The sequence below is a fragment of the Mycolicibacterium sp. XJ2546 genome (assembly GCF_053483195.1).
In genome coordinates this window covers 356,929-374,355 of the sequence record NZ_JBEFRW010000001.1, presented here as the reverse complement: position 1 = coordinate 374,355, position 17,427 = coordinate 356,929, and the positions used below count along the sequence as shown (strand labels likewise).

The window sequence follows — 17,427 nt, the reverse complement described above, 5'->3', positions numbered from 1 at the left end:
GCAACTGCGCGACCGTGCGCGTCGGAGGCCGACACGCCGCGACGAGATGCGAGTTTGCGCACGCTCGCGGCACCAGCGATCTCAGTGCGCGAAATGCCGGGCGCCGGTGAGGTAGAGCGTGATGCCTGCCTTGGTGGCGGCGTCGGTGACCTGATCGTCGCGTACCGATCCGCCGGGGTGGACGACGGCCGTCACCCCGCCGTCGATGAGCGTCTGGAGCCCGTCGGGGAACGGGAAGAACGCATCGGAGGCCGCGACGGCGCCGCGCACCCGCTCCCCGGCGCGCTGCACCGCCAGCCGCGCGGCGTCGACCCGGTTGACTTGACCCATGCCCACCCCGACGGTGGCGCCGTCGGCGGCCACGACGATCGCGTTGGACTTCACCGCCCGACACACCCGCCAGGCGAACTTCAGATCGGCCAGCGTCGCGGGGTCCGCCGGTGAGCCGGTCGCGAGTTCCCAGTTGACGGGGTCGTCGCCGGGCGCGGTGAACGCGTCGCGCTGCTGCACCAGCAGGCCGCCGCTGAGCTGTCGGAACTCCGCACCGCCCGGTTGCGGTTCGGAGGCGACCAGCACCCGGATGTTCTTCTTGCGGGTGAGCACTTCCACCGCGCCCGGTTCGTAGGCGGGCGCGATGATCACCTCAGTGAAGATGTCGGCGACGGTTTCGGCCATCTCGACGCTGACCGTGGTGTTGGCGGCGATCACCCCGCCGAACGCCGACAGCGGATCGCATTCGTGGGCCTTGCGGTGCGCGTCGGCCACCGAGACCGACGAGACGGCGATGCCACACGGGTTGGCGTGCTTGACGATTGCGACGCAGATGTCCTCGTGGTCGAACGCCGCGCGCCAGGCCGCGTCGGCGTCGGTGTAGTTGTTGTAGGACATCTCCTTGCCGTGCAGTTGTTCGGCCTGCGCCAGCCCGGGCCACGCCGCGTCGTCGCGGTACAGCGCCGCCTGCTGGTGCGGGTTCTCGCCGTAGCGCAGCACGGCCTCACGACGCCACGTCGCACCCAGCCACTGCGGCAGCGCCGTGGACGCCGGCCCGCCCTCGGGCGCCAGCACCGAGCCCATCCACGACGCCACCGCGACGTCGTACTCGGCGGTGTGCCGAAACGCCAACGCCGCCAGCTTCTTTCGTTCATCGAGGGTGAATCCTCCTGCGCGCACGGCGGCGAGCACCCCGTCGTAGCCCAGCGGGTCGACGGCGACGGCGACGCTGGGATGGTTCTTGGCGGCGGCGCGGACCATGGAGGGTCCGCCGATGTCGATCTGTTCGACGCACTCGTCGATGCCCGCACCGGAGGCGACGGTCTCGGTGAACGGATACAGGTTCACCACGACGAGTTCGAATGCGGCGACTCCGAGTTCGGCCATCGCCGAAACATGTTCGGGTTTGCGCTGATCGGCCAGCAAACCGGCGTGCACGTGCGGGTGCAGGGTTTTGACCCGGCCGTCGAGCACCTCGGGAAAACCGGTCACCTCCTCCACCGGCGTAACCGGAACACCGGCGTCGGCAATGGTTTTGGCGGTCGATCCGGTCGAGACGATGGCGACTCCCGCGTCGTGGAGTCCGCGGGCCAGATCGGCAAGGCCGGTCTTGTCGTACACGCTGACCAACGCGCGCCGAATCGGCCGTTTATCGCTCATCCCAGGGTCGCCTTTCGTCCGATCCAGGTCACGCCGCGGGTTGCGAACGCGTCCAGAACTTCCACGAGCAGTCGTCGCTCCACGACCTTGATGCGCTCGTGCAGGGTGCCTTCGTCGTCGTCGTCGAGAATCCGGACCGCCTCCTGCGCCAGCACCGGCCCGGTGTCGGTGCCCGCGTCGACCAGATGCACGGTGCAGCCGGTGATCTTGACGCCGTAGGCGAGCGCATCGCGCACTGCCTGTGCGCCGGGAAAGGCCGGCAGCAGCGCCGGGTGGGTGTTGAGCACCCGGCCGGGGAAGCGGAAAAGAAATTGGGGGCCAAGGATTTTCATAAACCCGGCCGACACAACGAGGTCAGCCTCGTATGCGGCGGTGGCTTTTGTGAGCGCGGCGTCCCAGGCGGCGCGGTCGGGGTGATCGCGAAGCGCGACAGTGAAGGTCGGCACCGACCACGACGCGGCGATCTGCAGCGCGGTGCATTCACGGTCTGCGCCGACCGCGACCACCCGGGCCGGATAGTCGCCGACCGCGGCCGCGAGCAGGGAGGCCAGCAGCGACCCGGTGCCCGAGGCCAGCACCACCACCCGCGCCGGTGCGCTGGGCGGCACACGAAGCGGTTCCTGCACGCCTGCGAGCCTAATGGTCACCGTTGCGGGGGCGGTCTGCGGTGGTATCGGGCGAAACGTCGTCGTCGACGACGAAGTGTTCCTCGGGGTCGAGGGGCGGCGCCGGCTCGGCCGGTGCGTCGTCGTCGACGTCGGCCAACGGTTCGGCCAGCGGTTCGGGTTCGGCTTCGGCTTCGACGTCGGCCGGCGGCTCAGTCTCGGCCTCGGGCTCGGCTTCGGGTTCCTGCTCGGGTCCGGGTTCCGGCTCGGCTTCGGGTTCGGGTTTGGGTTCGGGTTTGGGCGGTCGGGGCCGACGGGCGATGCCGCCGGACATCGCCACCGTCAGCCCGCCGATGCCCGCGAACCACAGGAACACTGCTGGCCCGAAGGTGGTCTGGTCGACGCCGACGTCGCCGAAGTTGCCGAGCCGACCGCCACCGGCGTGGCCGAGCAGCGCCATCGTCGCCGCCGCGAGCGCCGCGGCGACGGCCAGCTTGAGCAGCGCGGGCAACAACGGCAGCGGGCGTCGCGCACACTGCTGGCCGATGGCCACCCCCGATACCGCCGCCACGATCAGCAACGCCACCCACACCGGACCCAGCGGCGGGTTCGGTACCGCGGCCAGCACCGGCAGCGCGGGGATGTCGCCGCCAAACACGGTGAACGAACTGAAGGTGGCCAGCCCGATGTGGGCGCTGGAGCCGACGGTGACGGCCGCGGTGCCCACGAGCACGTTCGGGATGTACAGGATCGACAGCGCGGTCAGGCTGAGCTGCCCGAACACCGAATCGGTGATCCCGAATAGGTCGTGCATGGTCGACCAGTGCACGATCAGCGACCCCGCCGCCACGACGCCGGACAACCCGATCAGGGCGAGCACACCGGCGCTGGCGGCACGAATCGCGTCGGGCAGCCACGCGGGCAGCGGTGACGCGGTCAACAGCCGTCGACCCAGACGGGACCCGACGCCCACGGCGGCGCCGATCGCGTGCACCGCCAGCACGCTGCCGAACGCGCGCAGGGCGTTGGGGGTCTGCAGATCGGTGAGCACCGAGGCGGCGTCGTGGATGATGGCCAGCGAGATCGCCGCGACCAGCAGCGGTCCGCCCAACGCGGATCCCACCACCCACCGGGTCACGAACCACGAACTCTGCGGTGCGGTGGCGGCGGCCGTCGTGCGGGCGGTTCCCCAGGCCATCGCCAGCGTCGGCAGCAGCGGCATCACGCCGAGTTCCGCGCCGCCGATCGACACCGGCACCAGGTGCACGCCCAGCCACATGCTGGCGATCGCGCCGAACGCGCCGGTCATCTCGCTGTTCGCGATGACCAGCTGGATCAACACCACCGCGGCGATGATGACGAGCGCGACGATCGACGGCCCGAACGCGACCCGAAGCAGCTCACGCGCTTGGCGCGCGCCGACCGGTCGGTTGTCCACTGGTTGGCCGCTCCTCGCACCTGCTCACGCGTGCGCGAAGTTGACGCACGCGCGGCTCAGACTACGACGGCGGCGGCCCCGACTGCGAGGAGGACGACGGCTGCGTCGAAGCCTGTGTCGTCTGGTCGGAGTTCGTCGGCGGCTGACCGTACGTCGGGAAGCCGGTCGGCGGGGTGGGCGGCCCGCTTTGGCCGCCGGGCTGTGAACCCGGCTGCGAACCGTGCTGGGAGCCCTGCTGGGAGCCCTGCTGTGCGCCGGGTTGCGGGCTGGCGAAGCCGCCGGTCGACGGACCGCTGGGATATCCGCCGTACGGCGTGGGATAGCCCGGACGTTGGTGCTGCTGCTGCGGGCCGCCGTACTGCTGGCCGTAGTAGGGGCCACCGGGACCGCCGTACTGCCCGTAGCTCTGGTCGTACTTGGGGCGCGGGACGGGCGCGCTGACAATGCCGGTCTCGAACAGCAGCACCGCCACCGCGACGATCGCCTGCAGCACCGTGAACGCGATGACCAGGTACAGCCCCCAGTCGATGGCGGCGACACTGGGCTTGTTGATGACTTCGGCGATGACGAGCAGGAACGCGAGCACCGACAGGACCGTCACCAGCGATGTCGCGACCGTCTGCTTGGGCAGCAGGCCGACACCGGCGAGCAGTCCGGCCAACACCGCCGCCGCCACAGCCAGCACCAGGCCGAAGGAGCCACCGCTGACGTCGACCAGCCCGGGGAAGTCGGAGGCGGCGATGGTGAAGAGCGGACCGAAACTCGCCAGATACACCGCAAGGCCGAGCGCGGCCACGGCGGCGGTCAGATAAGCGGGCAGCCTGCTGGCGCCGTCCGGTGTCGAGGAAGGTTCACCCGGCTTGCCGAACTGCTGTGTCGGCGCGGAGAACTGGGTGGTCGGCTGGTGTGCGGGCGGGTATCCGGGACTACCGGACGGACCGGGCGGGTAGGTCATGACCTCTCCTGTGCTGTCGGGCTTGAAGTCCACGCTAGCGCACCTGAGTCGAATCGACGTGGCACGGGTTGTCCGGTCGAATTCTCTTCGGAATCTTGGATTTCGCGCGTCGAGGCGACAGCAACGCATCGACGTACTCGATTTCGGTGTGGACGTGCAAAAAGCCGCCGGGGCGCCCGGCCGCGCCCACCGTCGATCCACCCCGGGTGTTGCCCTTGCGACTAGAACACGTTCTAATTCAGCCATGAATTTCGGGCTCGTACTTTTCACCAGCGACCGCGGGATCACCCCGGCAGCGGCGGCCAAGCTCGCCGATGACCATGGGTTCACCACCTTCTACGTGCCCGAACACACCCACATCCCGATCAAACGGCAGGCCGCCCATCCGACGACCGGCGACGAGACGCTGCCCGACGACCGCTACATGCGCACGTTGGATCCGTGGGTGAGCCTGGCCACAGCGTGCGCGGTGACGACGCGGGTGCGGTTGTCGACGGCGGTCGCGTTGCCCGTCGAGCACGACCCGATCTCGCTGGCCAAGACCATCGCCTCGCTCGATCACCTCTCCGGCGGCCGGGTCAGCCTCGGGGTCGGATTCGGCTGGAACACCGACGAGCTGGCCGACCACAACGTGCCGCCCGGCCGCCGCCGCACAATGTTGCGCGAGTATCTGGAGGCGATGCGGGCGCTGTGGACCGAGGAGGAAGCGGCCTACGAGGGTGAGTTCGTCAACTTCGGGCCGAGCTGGGCGTGGCCGAAGCCGGTGCAGTCGCACATCCCGGTGCTCGTCGGCGCGGCCGGCACGGAGAAGAACTTCAAGTGGATCACCCGCTCCGCCGACGGCTGGATCACCACGCCGCGTGACTTCGACATCGACGCGCCGGTGAAACAGCTGCAGGACATCTGGGCCGACGGCGACCGACCGGGTGCTCCGCAGATCGTGGCGCTGGACTTCAAACCGGATCCGGAGAAATTGGCGCGCTGGGCCGACCTAGGGGTCACCGAGGTGCTGTTCGGCCTGCCGGACAAGTCCGCCGACGACGTCGCCGCCTACGTCGAGCGTCTGGCGGGCAAGCTGGCCGACCTGAAGTGATCAGGGTGTGCCGAACCCGGCGGCGTCCAGCACCTGCCTGCCCGCTTCGCCGGTGACAGTGTCGACGAACTGCCGCGCGAGGTCGAGCCGTGGCGAATCCTTCAGCGCGGCAATGGGGTAGGTATTGACGACGTCGGCGATCTCGGGAGCAGGCACCGTGGTGACCCGGTCTCCCGCCGCCCGCGCATCGGTGACATAGACCAGGCCGGCGTCGGCCTGCCCGCCGGCGACCTTGTTCAGCACGTCGGTGACCGACGACTCCTCGCTGACCGGCTGCAGTGACACACCCGCGACGTGTTCGGCCTTCTCGGTCGCCGCCCCGCACGGCACTTGCGGCGCGCACGTCACCACGTCGATCCCGGATCGGCCCAGATCGGCAAAACCCGTGACGCCGTGCGGGTTTCCGGGTGCGACGACGATGGCCAGGGTGTTGGACGCGAAGTCCACCGGGTCACCGGCCAGCAGGCCGGCCTGTGCGGCCCGCTCCATGTTCCGCGCGTCGGCCGAGGCGAACACGTCGGCGCGGGCGCCCTGGGTCAGCTGGGTGACCAAGTCGGCGGACCCGGCGAACGAGAACTCCACCGTGACACCGTCGCCTCCGAAGCTCAGCCCCATCTCGGTGAACGCGTCCGAAAGCGACGCCGCGGCGAACACCACCAGCGTCGACGGGTCGTCCCGCGGCGCACACCCGGTCGCGAGCACGAGCAACAGGACACCGAACCAAGCCTTCATCAGGCCAGTGTCGCGCGGTTGACCTTCTCGTCCCAGCGCACGTCGATCGCCACACCCAGCGGATCGCCGTCGGTCATCAGCGCCAGCAGGTCGGCGTCCTCGGTGATGGCCATGAACCGTGAACCGTCAGCGTCGCTCCTGCCGACGATGATGCCGGTGCGGTTCGGCCAGTCGTAGCGCACTGAGTAGGTCTCGATGGTGCCGTACCCCTCGGGACGCTCGGTCAGCGGCACCGTCGGCAGCGCCGCGATCTGCGCGTCGAGTTCAGCGCTGCGATCGGGCCGCCACTCCGCCGGCGTGGTCGAGTAGATGCCGACCGAGTACTTGCTCATGGTGCCGCCGTTGGCGCCGACGAAGCCGAATTGCCGAGGCCTGTCCCGCATCTGGACGACGGTCTCGGCGATGGCGTGCAGCGAGTAGCTGTTGCCCGGCCCGCCGAAGTAGGGCAGGCCACCGGTGACGGTCAAGCCGCGGGGATCGTCGGCCGCAAGGCCGAGCGCCTCGCAGACGACGAAGACCGGGAAGGGAAAACAGCTGTAAAGATCGAACGTCGCGACGTCGTCGACACCGATGCCCGCCACCCGCAACGCCTCCTGCGCGGCGTGCGCGGCCGCCGGGCTGGCTCCGAGGTCCGCGCGCTCCAGCAGGCCCTGTTCGGTCAGGTCCGAGTGCCCGTGTACGTACACCCACTTGTCTTCGGGCACACCGAGTCTGCGGGCCGCCTCCACCGACATCATGATCGCCGCGGCGCCCTGGTTGACCTGGTCGCGGGCGACCAGCAGACGCGGGTACGGATCGCAGATCATCCGGTTGTCGTCGTCGACGGTGACAATGTCGGACACCGAGCGCTCCACCGGTGACGACGAGAACGGGTTCTTGGCAGCGACTTTCGACATCGGCGCGAACAGCTCCGCCATCTGGCGGCGGTAGTCGGCGACGCTGAGGCCGAGCCGGGCGCGGCGGGCGTTGTCCAGCAGCCCGTACTGCACCGCGGCGCCGGTCAGCCCGTGATTGGCGGTGTACTCGGTGAAATACCGGTGGATTTGGTGGCCCCGGTCCTCGAGTTGACCCTCGACGTGCTCGGTGAAGTCAGGTTTGTCCCGTCCCGATTCGGCGGCATGGCGCCAAAAGCGCGCCGTGGACCCCGGCTCTGAGCCGATGATCATCGCGACATCGAACTCGCCCGCCACGATCGCCGCACCGGCCTCGGTGACCAGTTTCTGCGGACCCTGACCGCCGACGGGTTCGAGCACGACACGGGCCGGGTCGCCCCCGACGCGGCGCATCACCGAACGCGGATAGTTGTTGGACTTGCCCAGCGTCGCGGGCATCGGCCCGGAGATCTCGAACTGGCGTAGCGCGTAGACCGTCTCGATCGCGCGGGCGACGGTCGAGGCGTGCACGCCGGTGTCGGCGAGCGCGCCGCGGGCCCCCTCGGTCGCCAGATCCACCGCCGACATGCCGCGGTAGTCCGCATCGTCGATGCGCTCGGTGAACTGCCCGACGCCGACGATCACGGGGGTCCTGGAATCGACCATTACAGACCTCCTGACGACTGTTAATTCGACAGGCTAATGGATGCGGCGGCCGATCCGCGCATCGGCTTGACCGCACTGTCACTTAGTGACACAGTGGTGCTGTCACTTAGTGACAGTCGGAGGTGAGATGAGCGGCGAGAAGCAGGTCCAGGCGCGTCTGGAGGTCTCGCGACACGCCTGCCGGCTGTTCTGGGAACGTGGGGTCACCGGCACCAGCGGCGACGACATCGCCGCGGCGGCGGGGCTGTCCACGCGCACGGTCTGGCGGTACTTCCGGTCGAAGGAGAGCTGCGTGGAACCGCTGCTCGCCCGGTCGGCCGACCGGTTCGTGGCGATCCTGCACCGGTGGCCGCACGATCTGTCGCTGGCCGAACACCTCGCGGCGGAGATCGTCTCGCAGCCGCTGGGCCCGCAGGAGATCGCCGACGAATTCAGCGCGATGCGCATCGCGACCATGACCGAGTCGGAACCGGCGCTGCGCACCGCCTATCTAATGGTCCACGACCGGATGGAGCAGGGCTTCATCCCGGTGGTGGCCGACCGCTTGAACCTCAAGGAGAACGACCTGACCGTCCGCCTGTGTGCGGCTGCGGTCACCGGCGCGTTCCGCGTCGTGGACGAGGACGTCAGCCGCGCGGTGATCGTCGAAGGCGAAGCAGTCACCCAGGAGCAGACCCTCGCACTCATCGACCGCGCGATCCGGGACGCCACCAACGGACGCCTCGGCGGGCCCGTCCCGCACTGAATCCCCACCACCCCGAAGGGAAATATGGCACTGCCACCCCAAATCACCGTCGAAGACTTCTTCCGTCCGCCGGTCCGGGCCGCCGCGACGATCTCGCCGGACGGAACCCGCATCGCGTTTCTGGCCCCGTGGCACGACCGGCTCAACGTCTGGGTGCAGGACGTCAACGGCGGCGAGGACGCGCGCTGTGTGACCGCCGACAAGATCAGAAGCGTCTACATCTACCGCTGGAGCCAGGATTCCCGGTGGTTGCTGTACCTGCAGGACAACGGCGGCGACGAGAACTGGCACCTGTACCGCGTCGACCCGGACGACCCGTCCGGTGCAGCCGTGGACCTCACCCCGTTCCCCGGGGTCCGGACGTCGTTCGCACTGCCGGAACGACGGCCGGGCACCGCCGTCGTGCAGATGAACAAGCGCAACGCCGAACTGTTCGACGCCTACGAACTCGACATCGCCACCGGCGATCTCACCATGGTCGCCGAGAATCCCGGCAATGTCGTGCACTGGATCAGCGGCCCGAACGGTGACCTATTCACCAACACGCTGACCGCCGACGGCGACATCGACATCGCACAGTGGGACAGCTCGGCCGCGTCGCTACGCACGATCGCGACCTACGACGGCACCGACTATCCGCTGGGCATCTTCCCGGTCGTGGTCACCCCCGACGGCAGCGGGCTCTGGCTCGGCAGCAACCGGGGCAGTGACCGCACTCGGCTGGTCCGTTTGAGCGTCGCCACCGGCGAGGAGTCCATGGTCGACAGCGACCCGGAGCTCGATCTCGCGGTGCAGCTGACGCTACCGTCGCCGCTGATCCTCAGCACGGGAACCGGTGACCTGATCGGCGCCCGCTATTACGGTGAGCGGCAGGTGATTCACCCGCTGGACCCCCATTTCGCAGCGGTGCTGGAGAAGCTCAGCGCGCTGTCCGACGGTGACCTCTCCGGCATCTCGTCGGACCGCAGCGGGCGGCGATGGGTGGTCGACTTCCTGCACGACCGCGACCCGGGTGTCACCTATCTCTACGACCACGCGACGGGTGAAAGCCGGCTGCTGTTCCGGCCCTACCCGCAGCTCGACCCGGACACGTTGGCGCCGATGACACCGGTGGCCCTGACCGCCCGCGACGACCTGCCGCTGCACGGATACCTGACGCTGCCGGTCGGTATGGAACCGGTCGGCCTTCCGATGGTGCTGCTGGTCCACGGCGGCCCGTGGGCGCGGGACTGCTGGTACTACCAGCCCGACGTGCAACTGCTGGCGAACCGCGGATATGCGGTGCTGCAGATCAACTTCCGCGGATCGACCGGCTACGGGAAGGCGTTCACCAAGGCGGCCATCGGTGAGTTCGCGGGCAGGATGCACGACGACCTCGTCGACGCCGTGGCGTGGGCGGTCACGGAGGGCTATGCCGATCCGGACCGGGTCGCGATCTTCGGCGGCTCATACGGCGGTTACGCCGCGCTCGTGGGTGTCACGTTCACCCCGGACGTGTTCGCCGCGGCGGTCGATTACGTCGGCATCTCCAGCCTGGCCAACTTCATGCGCACGCTGCCCAACGTGGCCCGGCCGTTCCTGGCCAACAACTGGCACCTCTACGTCGGTGACCCGTCGGATCCGGCGCAGGAAGTCGACATGCTGGCCCGCTCCCCCATCACCCGCGTCGACCGGATCCGCACCCCGCTGCTGGTCGTGCAGGGCGCCAACGACTCCCGCGTCGTGCAGGCCGAGTCCGACAACCTCGTCGAGGCGCTACGCGGGCGCGGGGTCGAGGTCGAGTACATGGTCAAGGACGACGAGGGACACGGATTCCTGAACCCGGACAACTCGATCGACATGTATCACGCGGTCGAGCGGTTCCTCGCCCAACACCTTTCTTAGAACTGCTCGGCAGAAAGGGGTTACAGGCTCTGCAGGATCTCTCGGGCCAGCTGTGCCGTCGCCGACGGGGTCTTGCCGACCTTCACGCCGGCGGCTTCCAGCGCCTCCTGCTTGGCGGCCGCGGTGCCTGACGAACCGGACACGATCGCGCCGGCGTGGCCCATGGTCTTGCCCTCCGGGGCGGTGAAGCCCGCGACGTAGCCGACGACCGGCTTGGACACGTTGTCCTTGATGTACTCGGCCGCGCGCTCCTCGGCGTCGCCGCCGATCTCGCCGATCATCACGATCACCTTGGTGTCGGCATCCTTCTCGAACGCCTCGATGGCGTCGATGTGGGTGGTGCCGATGACCGGGTCGCCGCCGATGCCGATCGCGGTGGAGAAGCCGAAGTCGCGCAGCTCGAACATCATCTGGTAGGTCAGCGTGCCCGATTTCGACACCAGGCCAACCGGACCCGGGCCGGTGATGTTGGCGGGGGTGATGCCGGCCAGTGCCTCGCCGGGCGTGATGATGCCTGGGCAGTTGGGACCGATGATGCGGGTCTTCTGCCCCTTTTGGACGTTGTAGGCCCACGCATATGCGGTGTCCTGGACCGGAATTCCCTCGGTGATGACGACCAGCAGCGGGATCTGGGCGTCGATGGCCTCGATGATCGCGTCCTTGGCGAACTTCGGCGGCACGAACACCACCGACACGTCCGCGCCGGTCTCCTTCATCGCCTCGGCGACGCTGCCGAACACCGGCAAACGGACGTCTTGGCCATTCTTGTCCTTGTGGGCCACTTCGGTTCCGGCCTTGCGCGCGTTCACGCCGCCGACGATCTGCGTGCCGGCCTTGAGCATCAGCGCGGTGTGCTTGGTGCCTTCGCCGCCGGTGATGCCCTGGACGATGACCTTGGAGTTCTTGTTCAGGAAGATCGACATGGGTTGTGTCCCTTACTTGTTCGCCAGTTCGGCGGCTTTGTCGGCGCCGGAGTCCATGGTGTCGGCCTGGATCACCAACGGGTGGTTGGCATCGGCCAGGATGCGGCGACCCTCTTCGACGTTGTTGCCGTCGAGGCGGACCACCAGCGGCTTGTTGGCCTCGTCACCGAGGATCTTCAGCGCGTTGACGATGCCGTTGGCGACCGCGTCGCAGGCGGTGATGCCGCCGAACACGTTCACGAAGACGCTCTTGACCTGAGGATCGTTGAGGATCACGTCCAGGCCGGCGGCCATCACCTCGGCCGATGCGCCGCCGCCGATGTCGAGGAAGTTGGCCGGTTTGACCCCACCGTGCTTCTCCCCCGCATAAGCCGTCACGTCCAGCGTCGACATCACCAGACCCGCGCCGTTGCCGATGATGCCGACTGCACCGTCGAGCTTGACGTAGTTGAGGTCGTTTTCCTTGGCCTTCAGCTCCAGCGGATCCGTGGCGTCGCGGTCCTCGAACTCCGCGTGCTCGGGATGGCGGAAGTCGGCGTTGGCGTCCAGGGTGACCTTGCCGTCAAGCGCCAGGATCTGATCGTCAGGCGTGCGCACCAGCGGGTTGACCTCGACCAGAGTGGCGTCCTCGCCGACGAATACCTCCCACAGCTTGGCGATCGTCACCGCCGCCGCGTCGAGCACCTCGGCAGGCAGATGACCCTTCTCGGCGATCTCACGCGCGAACGCCTCGTCGACACCTTTGATGGCGTCGACGGGCACTCTGGCCAACCGGTCGGGCTTGGTGGCCGCGACCTCTTCGATCTCCATACCGCCCTCGACCGAGCACATCGCCAGGTAGGTGCGGTTGGCGCGGTCGAGCAGGAACGAGATGTAGTACTCCTCGGCGATGTCGCTGGCCTCGGAGACCAGCAGCTTCTTGACGATGTGGCCCTTGATGTCGAGGCCGAGGATGTTCTGCGCGTGGGTGAAGGCGTCGTCGGCGGTGGCCGCGTACTTGACACCGCCGGCCTTGCCGCGGCCGCCGGTTTTGACCTGCGCCTTGACCATCACCGGCTGGCCGATCTCCTCGGCGATCGCCTTGGCGTCCTCGGCGGTGGTGGTCACCCGGCCGGGCGTCGTGGGCACGTTGTGCTTGGCGAACAGTTCTTTCGCCTGGTATTCGAAGAGGTCCATGGACTCACTGTCTCTAGCGCGTTGACTGCAAAGGTTCGGGCCTGACGGGCTCGGAGGAACTTTATCGACACGCGCCGAGTACGTATGCACCGCCCACCGCTCATGTGGTCGATCTCACCGGGAGCCGATGGTGATACACCTCACAATCCCCAACGGAATTTCCACTTGGCTTGCAGCCAACATTGGGGTTTGGTTAACGTGCCTTCTGGTCAAGGTCACGTTTTGATCACAGCGAAAAGGAATCCTCAGGTTGGCTGCGCACCGTTCGTCCAGATTCCCCGCCGGGGCGTCGACGAAACGGCAAATCATCGGCCGCGCCACTGATAACTCCGCTGAAGTCACCCAGATCATCCCGTTCAACGAGTTCGGCGACCTCGCCGACGTGGACTTTCGGGAGAGTTGCGCCTTCGACCGCGAGTCCTCCGTCATCTCCGCTCCCGAACTCGATGACCTGCATGACACCGACGATCTGGCCCCCCTGCGGCTGGCGGTGCCGTCGGAGTTTCAGGCGGGCCCCAAGCATGCGCGCCGCACGCACGCGTACCGCGACAGCCACACCGACACCAGCGACGGCATGGACGCCACCGACGTCATCAAAATCGGCCGTCGCGGCGAGCACCGCAAACCCGACGTCCCCGTGAAGGGCCGGCTGGTGGTCGCGGCGATGGCCGTCGGCGCTACCGCCGCAGGCGCCTACTCGATGACGCACCCCTCGCCCAAGGACAGCGACGCCACCGTGCTGGCCGCCGATCAGACCGCCATCGGCGGCGGCGCGATCACCGGGTCGATGGACGGTATGCAGGTCGTGGCGGTCACGCCGGCCGCCAGCTCTGCCGTACACACCGAGGAGATCCAGAAGGCGGCCGCGTTCGCTCAGGAACGCGCCGAACGCGAGGCCCGTCTGCAGCGCCCGATGTTCGTCATGCCGACCACCGGGGTGTGGACGTCGGGCTTCGGATACCGCTGGGGTGTCCTGCACGGCGGTATCGACATCGCGAACTCGATCGGCACGCCCATCCTGGCGGCATCCGACGGCGTCGTCATCTCAGCGGGCCCCTACGCCGGTTACGGCACCATGGTCAAGCTGCGCCACTCCGACGGCTCGGTGACGCTCTACGGTCACCTCAGCTCTGTTCTGGTCAACGTCGGGCAGCGGGTGTGGGCCGGAGACCAGATCGCCAAGATGGGCAACACCGGCAATTCGACCGGACCGCACCTGCACTTCGAGGTTCTGACGAACGGCACCGACCGGGTCGATCCGGTCGGATGGCTGGCCAAGCGCGGCCTGACCCCCTGAGCGCCTGACAATTACGCTGGCTGAGTGGCCGACGACCCCGAAAGCTCACCACGGATAATCCGTCGCCATCCCACCGGCGAGATCCCCGTCGTCCGCAGCGACGCGCCCACCCAGCAGGCACCGGGCAGTAGTGCCGAGGATGCGCAGACAGGCATCATCCGTCGCCATCCGACCGGCGAGGTCCCGACGGCCGCCGAGCCGCCGACGAGCTATATCCCACGGGCCCGCCCCACCGCCGTGGAACCCGCCCGGCGCGCCACTCCGCACACCGCGATCGCCACGGCCATCGCGGCCATTCTGTCGGGCTGGGCGACGGCGGTGATCGCCACCGACGTCATCACCGGCTGGTGGCAGACGGATCCGCTGTTCTGCGTGGCGGTGGCTTTTCTGACCGCGATAGCGGCAGCCGCTCTGATCGCGGGGCTGATCGGGCTGTTGCTGCGCCGCCGGATGAGCCGTCTGCTGGTCGTGGTGGGTGCCGTTGTGGCGCTGTTGATCTTCTCGAGCCTGTTCGTCGCGGGCGCGGATCTGGCGCCCGTGGTCTACGCGATCCCGGCGCTGCCGGTGAGCACCGTGGTGCTGGCTGTGTTGCCTGCCACCGGCCGCTGGCAGCGCTCCTAGGCGTCGACGACGGCAGCGATGGCCTCGATCTCGACGAGTTGATCGTCATATCCGAGCACGGTCACCCCGAACAAGGTGCTCGGCACGTCATGGTCGCCGAACGCATCGCGAACCACCTCCCATGCGGTGACCAGATCGCGTTGCTCGCCGCTAGCGACGAGCACCCGCGTGTGGATCACATCCTGCAAGGTTGCTCCGGCCTCGGCCAGCGCGCGGGTCATCGTCTCAATGCAGACTGCCGCCTGCCCCGCGTAGTCACCGACGGCTGCCGTCGTGCCGTCGTCGTTGAGCGGACAAGCCCCGGCGAGGAAGATCAACCGTGCGTCCTTGGGAGCGGTTGCCGCATAGGCATACTCGACTACATCGGACAGCGTGGATGAGCGGATCAGCCGCACGGAAGTCGCCATATCAAAGCTTGGTCAACGGTGCGTGGTTGTGCATGAGCTTGACGCGGCCCGCACTGCCGAAGTCGATGAGCGACATCGCCGATTCGCCGACGCCGGACACCTCCTCCACGCGACCCAGCCCGTACTTGTCGTGGCTCACACGGTCACCTGGTTCCAGCACCACCAGCGGACGCTTACCGGCCGACGACCGTGCCGGCGCCGGGCGCGGCGTGCCGAACATCTGCCCGCGCCCCGCGGTAGATGCTCGGCCCGGCGCCGACATCGACGGCCCCGGGTCGGTGCGCCGCCACTCGATAAGGTGCTGCGGAATCTCTTTGAGGAACCGTGATTCCGGGTTGAGCATCGGCTGACCCCACGACGATCGGACCTTGGCCCGGCTGACGTAGAGTCGCTGGCGGGCGCGGGTGATGCCGACGTAAGCCAACCGCCGTTCCTCCGACAGTTCGGTCGGGTCGCCCAGGGCCCGCATGTGCGGGAACATGCCGTCTTCCCAACCGGTCACGAACACCACCGGGAACTCCAGGCCCTTGGCGGTGTGCAGCGTCATCATGGTCACCACGCCGGCGCCGTGCTCGGGCAACTCGTCGGCGTCGGCCACCAGCGACACCCGTTCGAGGAACTGGGCCAGCACACCGGTGTCGGGGATGTCCTCGTCCACCGGTTCGTCGAGCGCCTCGGCGTTCGCGAGATCGGTACTGAATTCGTGTGCCACGCTGACCAATTCGTTCAGGTTGTCCAGGCGTGCGAGGTCCTGCGGGTCGCTCGAGGATTCCAGCGTGGTTCGGTAGCCGGTGCGGTCGAGCACCGCCTCCACCAGGTCGCCCAGTTCACCGTCGAGACGCCCGCGCAGGTCGTCGAGCATCTCGACGAAGCCGGCGATCGCCTTCTCCGAGCGGGTGTTGAGCATCGGCACCTTGCCCTCGGCGGCCGCCTGAAGCGAATCGTTGAAGCTCAGCCCGGTGTTCTCGGCGTAGACGGCAACGCACGCTTCGGCGCGATCCCCGATCCCGCGCCGCGGGGTGTTGAGAATACGCCGCATGCTCACCGAGTCGCCCGGGTTGTCCAGCACCCTCAGGTAGGCGACAATGTCGCGGATCTCCTTGCGTTCGTAAAAGCGAACGCCGCCAACGACTTTGTAGGGGATACCGGAGCGGATGAACACCTCCTCCAACGCGCGCGAGGAGTTGTTGGTGCGGTAGAAGACCGCGACGTCGTTATAGGTGATGTCCCCACGGTCCACCAGCGTGTCGATCTCGGACGCGACGAACCGCGCCTCGTCGTGCTCGTTGTCGGCGACGTAGCCGACGATCAGTTCACCCTCCCCCGCATCCGTCCACAGCCGCTTATCGCGACGGCCGGCGTTGCGCGCGATCACCGAGTTGGCGGCGTTGAGGATGTTCTGCGTCGAGCGGTAGTTCTGCTCCAGCAGAATCGTTGTGGCGTTGGGGAAGTCGCGTTCGAAATCCTCGATGTTGCGGATGGTGGCGCCGCGGAACGCGTAGATGGACTGGTCGGCGTCGCCCACCACGCACAGCTCGGCGGGCGCGACCCCGGCTGGATCGTCTCCCGGGCTCTCCCTTCCCACGAGTTCACGTACCAGCACGTACTGGGCGTGGTTGGTGTCCTGGTACTCGTCGACGAGGATGTGCCGGAACCGCCGCCGGTAGTACTGGGCGATCTGCGGAAAGGCTTGCAGCACAGCGACTGTCTCGCCGATGAGATCGTCGAAGTCCAGCGCGTTGGCCGCCCGCAACCGGCGCTGGTACTCGGCGTAGACCTCGGCGATGATGCGGGGCATCTCCTCGCCGACGTCGGCGGCGTCGGACGCGGCCTCCTGCGGACCGATCAGTTCGTTCTTGAGGTTGGAGATCCCGTTGGCCAGCAGCCGCGGCGAATACCGCTTGGTGTCCAGCCCCAGGTCCTTGCCGATCATCTGCAGCAGCCGCCGCGAGTCGTCGGCGTCATAGATCGAGAAGTTGGAGTTCAGCCCGGGCAGCAGCGAGGCCTGGTTGCGCAGGATCCGCACACAGGTTGAGTGAAACGTCGACACCCACATAGACAACCCAGCCCGAGCTCCGATGAGCTTCCCCACCCGCTCGCGCATCTCGGCGGCGGCCTTGTTCGTGAACGTGATGGCCAGCACCTGCCCGACGCCCACGTCGCGGTGGGCCAGCAGGTAGGCGATCCGGCGGGTCAGCACCGCCGTCTTACCGGATCCGGCGCCGGCGACGATGAGCAACGGAGAGCCCTCGTGCAGCACCGCCCGGCGTTGCTGGGGGTTGAGCCCGGCCAGCAGGTCGCCGTCTGCGGAGGCCAAGCCGGTGATGGGATCCGAACCGGTCACGTGCACACTCATGTCGCAT

At 68.0% G+C, this 17,427-nt stretch carries 15 protein-coding genes; 5 read left to right on the top strand and 10 right to left on the bottom strand.

The window, feature by feature from the left end; all coding sequences use genetic code 11:
* Nucleotides 1–81: 81 nt before the first annotated feature.
* The 4 genes from purH to ABQE44_RS01900 form a co-directional block, all read right to left on the bottom strand.
* On the bottom strand, nt 82–1,650 hold the full coding sequence (gene purH, locus ABQE44_RS01915; RefSeq protein ID WP_448427999.1) for a bifunctional phosphoribosylaminoimidazolecarboxamide formyltransferase/IMP cyclohydrolase: 1,569 nt from the start codon (nt 1,648–1,650) through the stop codon (nt 82–84).
* Nucleotides 1,647–2,276 carry a phosphoribosylglycinamide formyltransferase gene (purN, locus tag ABQE44_RS01910; RefSeq protein WP_448427997.1) on the bottom strand — a complete coding sequence of 210 codons (630 nt, stop codon included), beginning with the start codon at nt 2,274–2,276 and terminating at the stop codon, nt 1,647–1,649. Before purN ends, purH begins: the two co-directional genes overlap by 4 nt.
* A gap of 10 nt (nt 2,277–2,286) precedes the next feature.
* Nucleotides 2,287–3,693 (bottom strand): cell division protein PerM, encoded by a 1,407-nt coding sequence (locus ABQE44_RS01905; protein WP_448393810.1) that lies wholly within the window; start codon nt 3,691–3,693, stop codon nt 2,287–2,289.
* A 61-nt stretch (nt 3,694–3,754) separates the two neighbouring features.
* On the bottom strand, nt 3,755–4,648 hold the full coding sequence (locus tag ABQE44_RS01900) for a DUF5336 domain-containing protein (protein ID WP_448427995.1): 894 nt from the start codon (nt 4,646–4,648) through the stop codon (nt 3,755–3,757).
* Between the two features lie 244 nt (nt 4,649–4,892).
* On the opposite strand from ABQE44_RS01900, the gene ABQE44_RS01895 reads away from it, so the two are divergent.
* Nucleotides 4,893–5,741, top strand: a complete 849-nt coding sequence (locus ABQE44_RS01895) for an LLM class F420-dependent oxidoreductase (protein ID WP_448393808.1) — start codon at nt 4,893–4,895, stop codon at nt 5,739–5,741.
* Here the strand turns inward: ABQE44_RS01895 and modA are convergent, their stop codons facing one another.
* Together modA and ABQE44_RS01885 are read right to left on the bottom strand one after the other, a co-directional pair.
* Nucleotides 5,742–6,473, bottom strand: a complete 732-nt coding sequence (gene modA, locus ABQE44_RS01890; protein ID WP_448393807.1) for a molybdate ABC transporter substrate-binding protein — start codon at nt 6,471–6,473, stop codon at nt 5,742–5,744.
* Nucleotides 6,473–8,011 carry an acetyl-CoA acetyltransferase gene (locus tag ABQE44_RS01885; RefSeq protein WP_448393806.1) on the bottom strand — a complete coding sequence of 513 codons (1,539 nt, stop codon included), beginning with the start codon at nt 8,009–8,011 and terminating at the stop codon, nt 6,473–6,475. The genes modA and ABQE44_RS01885 overlap by 1 nt, the downstream gene beginning before the upstream one ends.
* A gap of 127 nt (nt 8,012–8,138) precedes the next feature.
* On the opposite strand from ABQE44_RS01885, the gene ABQE44_RS01880 reads away from it, so the two are divergent.
* Nucleotides 8,139–8,756 carry a TetR/AcrR family transcriptional regulator gene (locus ABQE44_RS01880; protein WP_448393805.1) on the top strand — a complete coding sequence of 206 codons (618 nt, stop codon included), beginning with the start codon at nt 8,139–8,141 and terminating at the stop codon, nt 8,754–8,756.
* Nucleotides 8,757–8,780: 24 nt separating this feature from the next.
* The gene (locus tag ABQE44_RS01875) at nt 8,781–10,640 is read left to right on the top strand and encodes a S9 family peptidase (protein ID WP_448427993.1); all 1,860 of its coding nucleotides are present in this window, start codon (nt 8,781–8,783) and stop codon (nt 10,638–10,640) included.
* A gap of 20 nt (nt 10,641–10,660) precedes the next feature.
* Here ABQE44_RS01875 and sucD read toward each other — a convergent pair whose 3' ends face one another.
* Both sucD and sucC read right to left on the bottom strand, forming a co-directional pair.
* The gene (gene sucD / locus ABQE44_RS01870; RefSeq protein WP_448427991.1) at nt 10,661–11,563 is read right to left on the bottom strand and encodes a succinate--CoA ligase subunit alpha; all 903 of its coding nucleotides are present in this window, start codon (nt 11,561–11,563) and stop codon (nt 10,661–10,663) included.
* A gap of 12 nt (nt 11,564–11,575) precedes the next feature.
* Nucleotides 11,576–12,829 carry an ADP-forming succinate--CoA ligase subunit beta gene (sucC, locus tag ABQE44_RS01865; protein WP_448393802.1) on the bottom strand — a complete coding sequence of 418 codons (1,254 nt, stop codon included), beginning with the start codon at nt 12,827–12,829 and terminating at the stop codon, nt 11,576–11,578.
* A 160-nt stretch (nt 12,830–12,989) separates the two neighbouring features.
* Here sucC and ABQE44_RS01860 point away from each other — a divergent pair, with 160 nt between their 5' ends.
* Nucleotides 12,990–14,036: a M23 family metallopeptidase gene (locus tag ABQE44_RS01860; protein WP_448393801.1), complete on the top strand. Its 1,047-nt coding sequence runs from the start codon at nt 12,990–12,992 to the stop codon at nt 14,034–14,036.
* Nucleotides 14,037–14,060: 24 nt separating this feature from the next.
* Nucleotides 14,061–14,657 carry a hypothetical protein gene (locus ABQE44_RS01855; RefSeq protein ID WP_448427989.1) on the top strand — a complete coding sequence of 199 codons (597 nt, stop codon included), beginning with the start codon at nt 14,061–14,063 and terminating at the stop codon, nt 14,655–14,657.
* On the opposite strand, the gene ABQE44_RS01850 is transcribed toward ABQE44_RS01855, so the two are convergent.
* The gene (locus ABQE44_RS01850; protein WP_448427987.1) at nt 14,654–15,064 is read right to left on the bottom strand and encodes a RidA family protein; all 411 of its coding nucleotides are present in this window, start codon (nt 15,062–15,064) and stop codon (nt 14,654–14,656) included. The genes ABQE44_RS01855 and ABQE44_RS01850 overlap by 4 nt on opposite strands.
* 1 nt (nt 15,065) lies before the next feature.
* Nucleotides 15,066–17,420, bottom strand: a complete 2,355-nt coding sequence (gene pcrA, locus ABQE44_RS01845) for a DNA helicase PcrA (protein ID WP_448427985.1) — start codon at nt 17,418–17,420, stop codon at nt 15,066–15,068.
* Between the last annotated feature and the right edge of the window lie 7 nt (nt 17,421–17,427).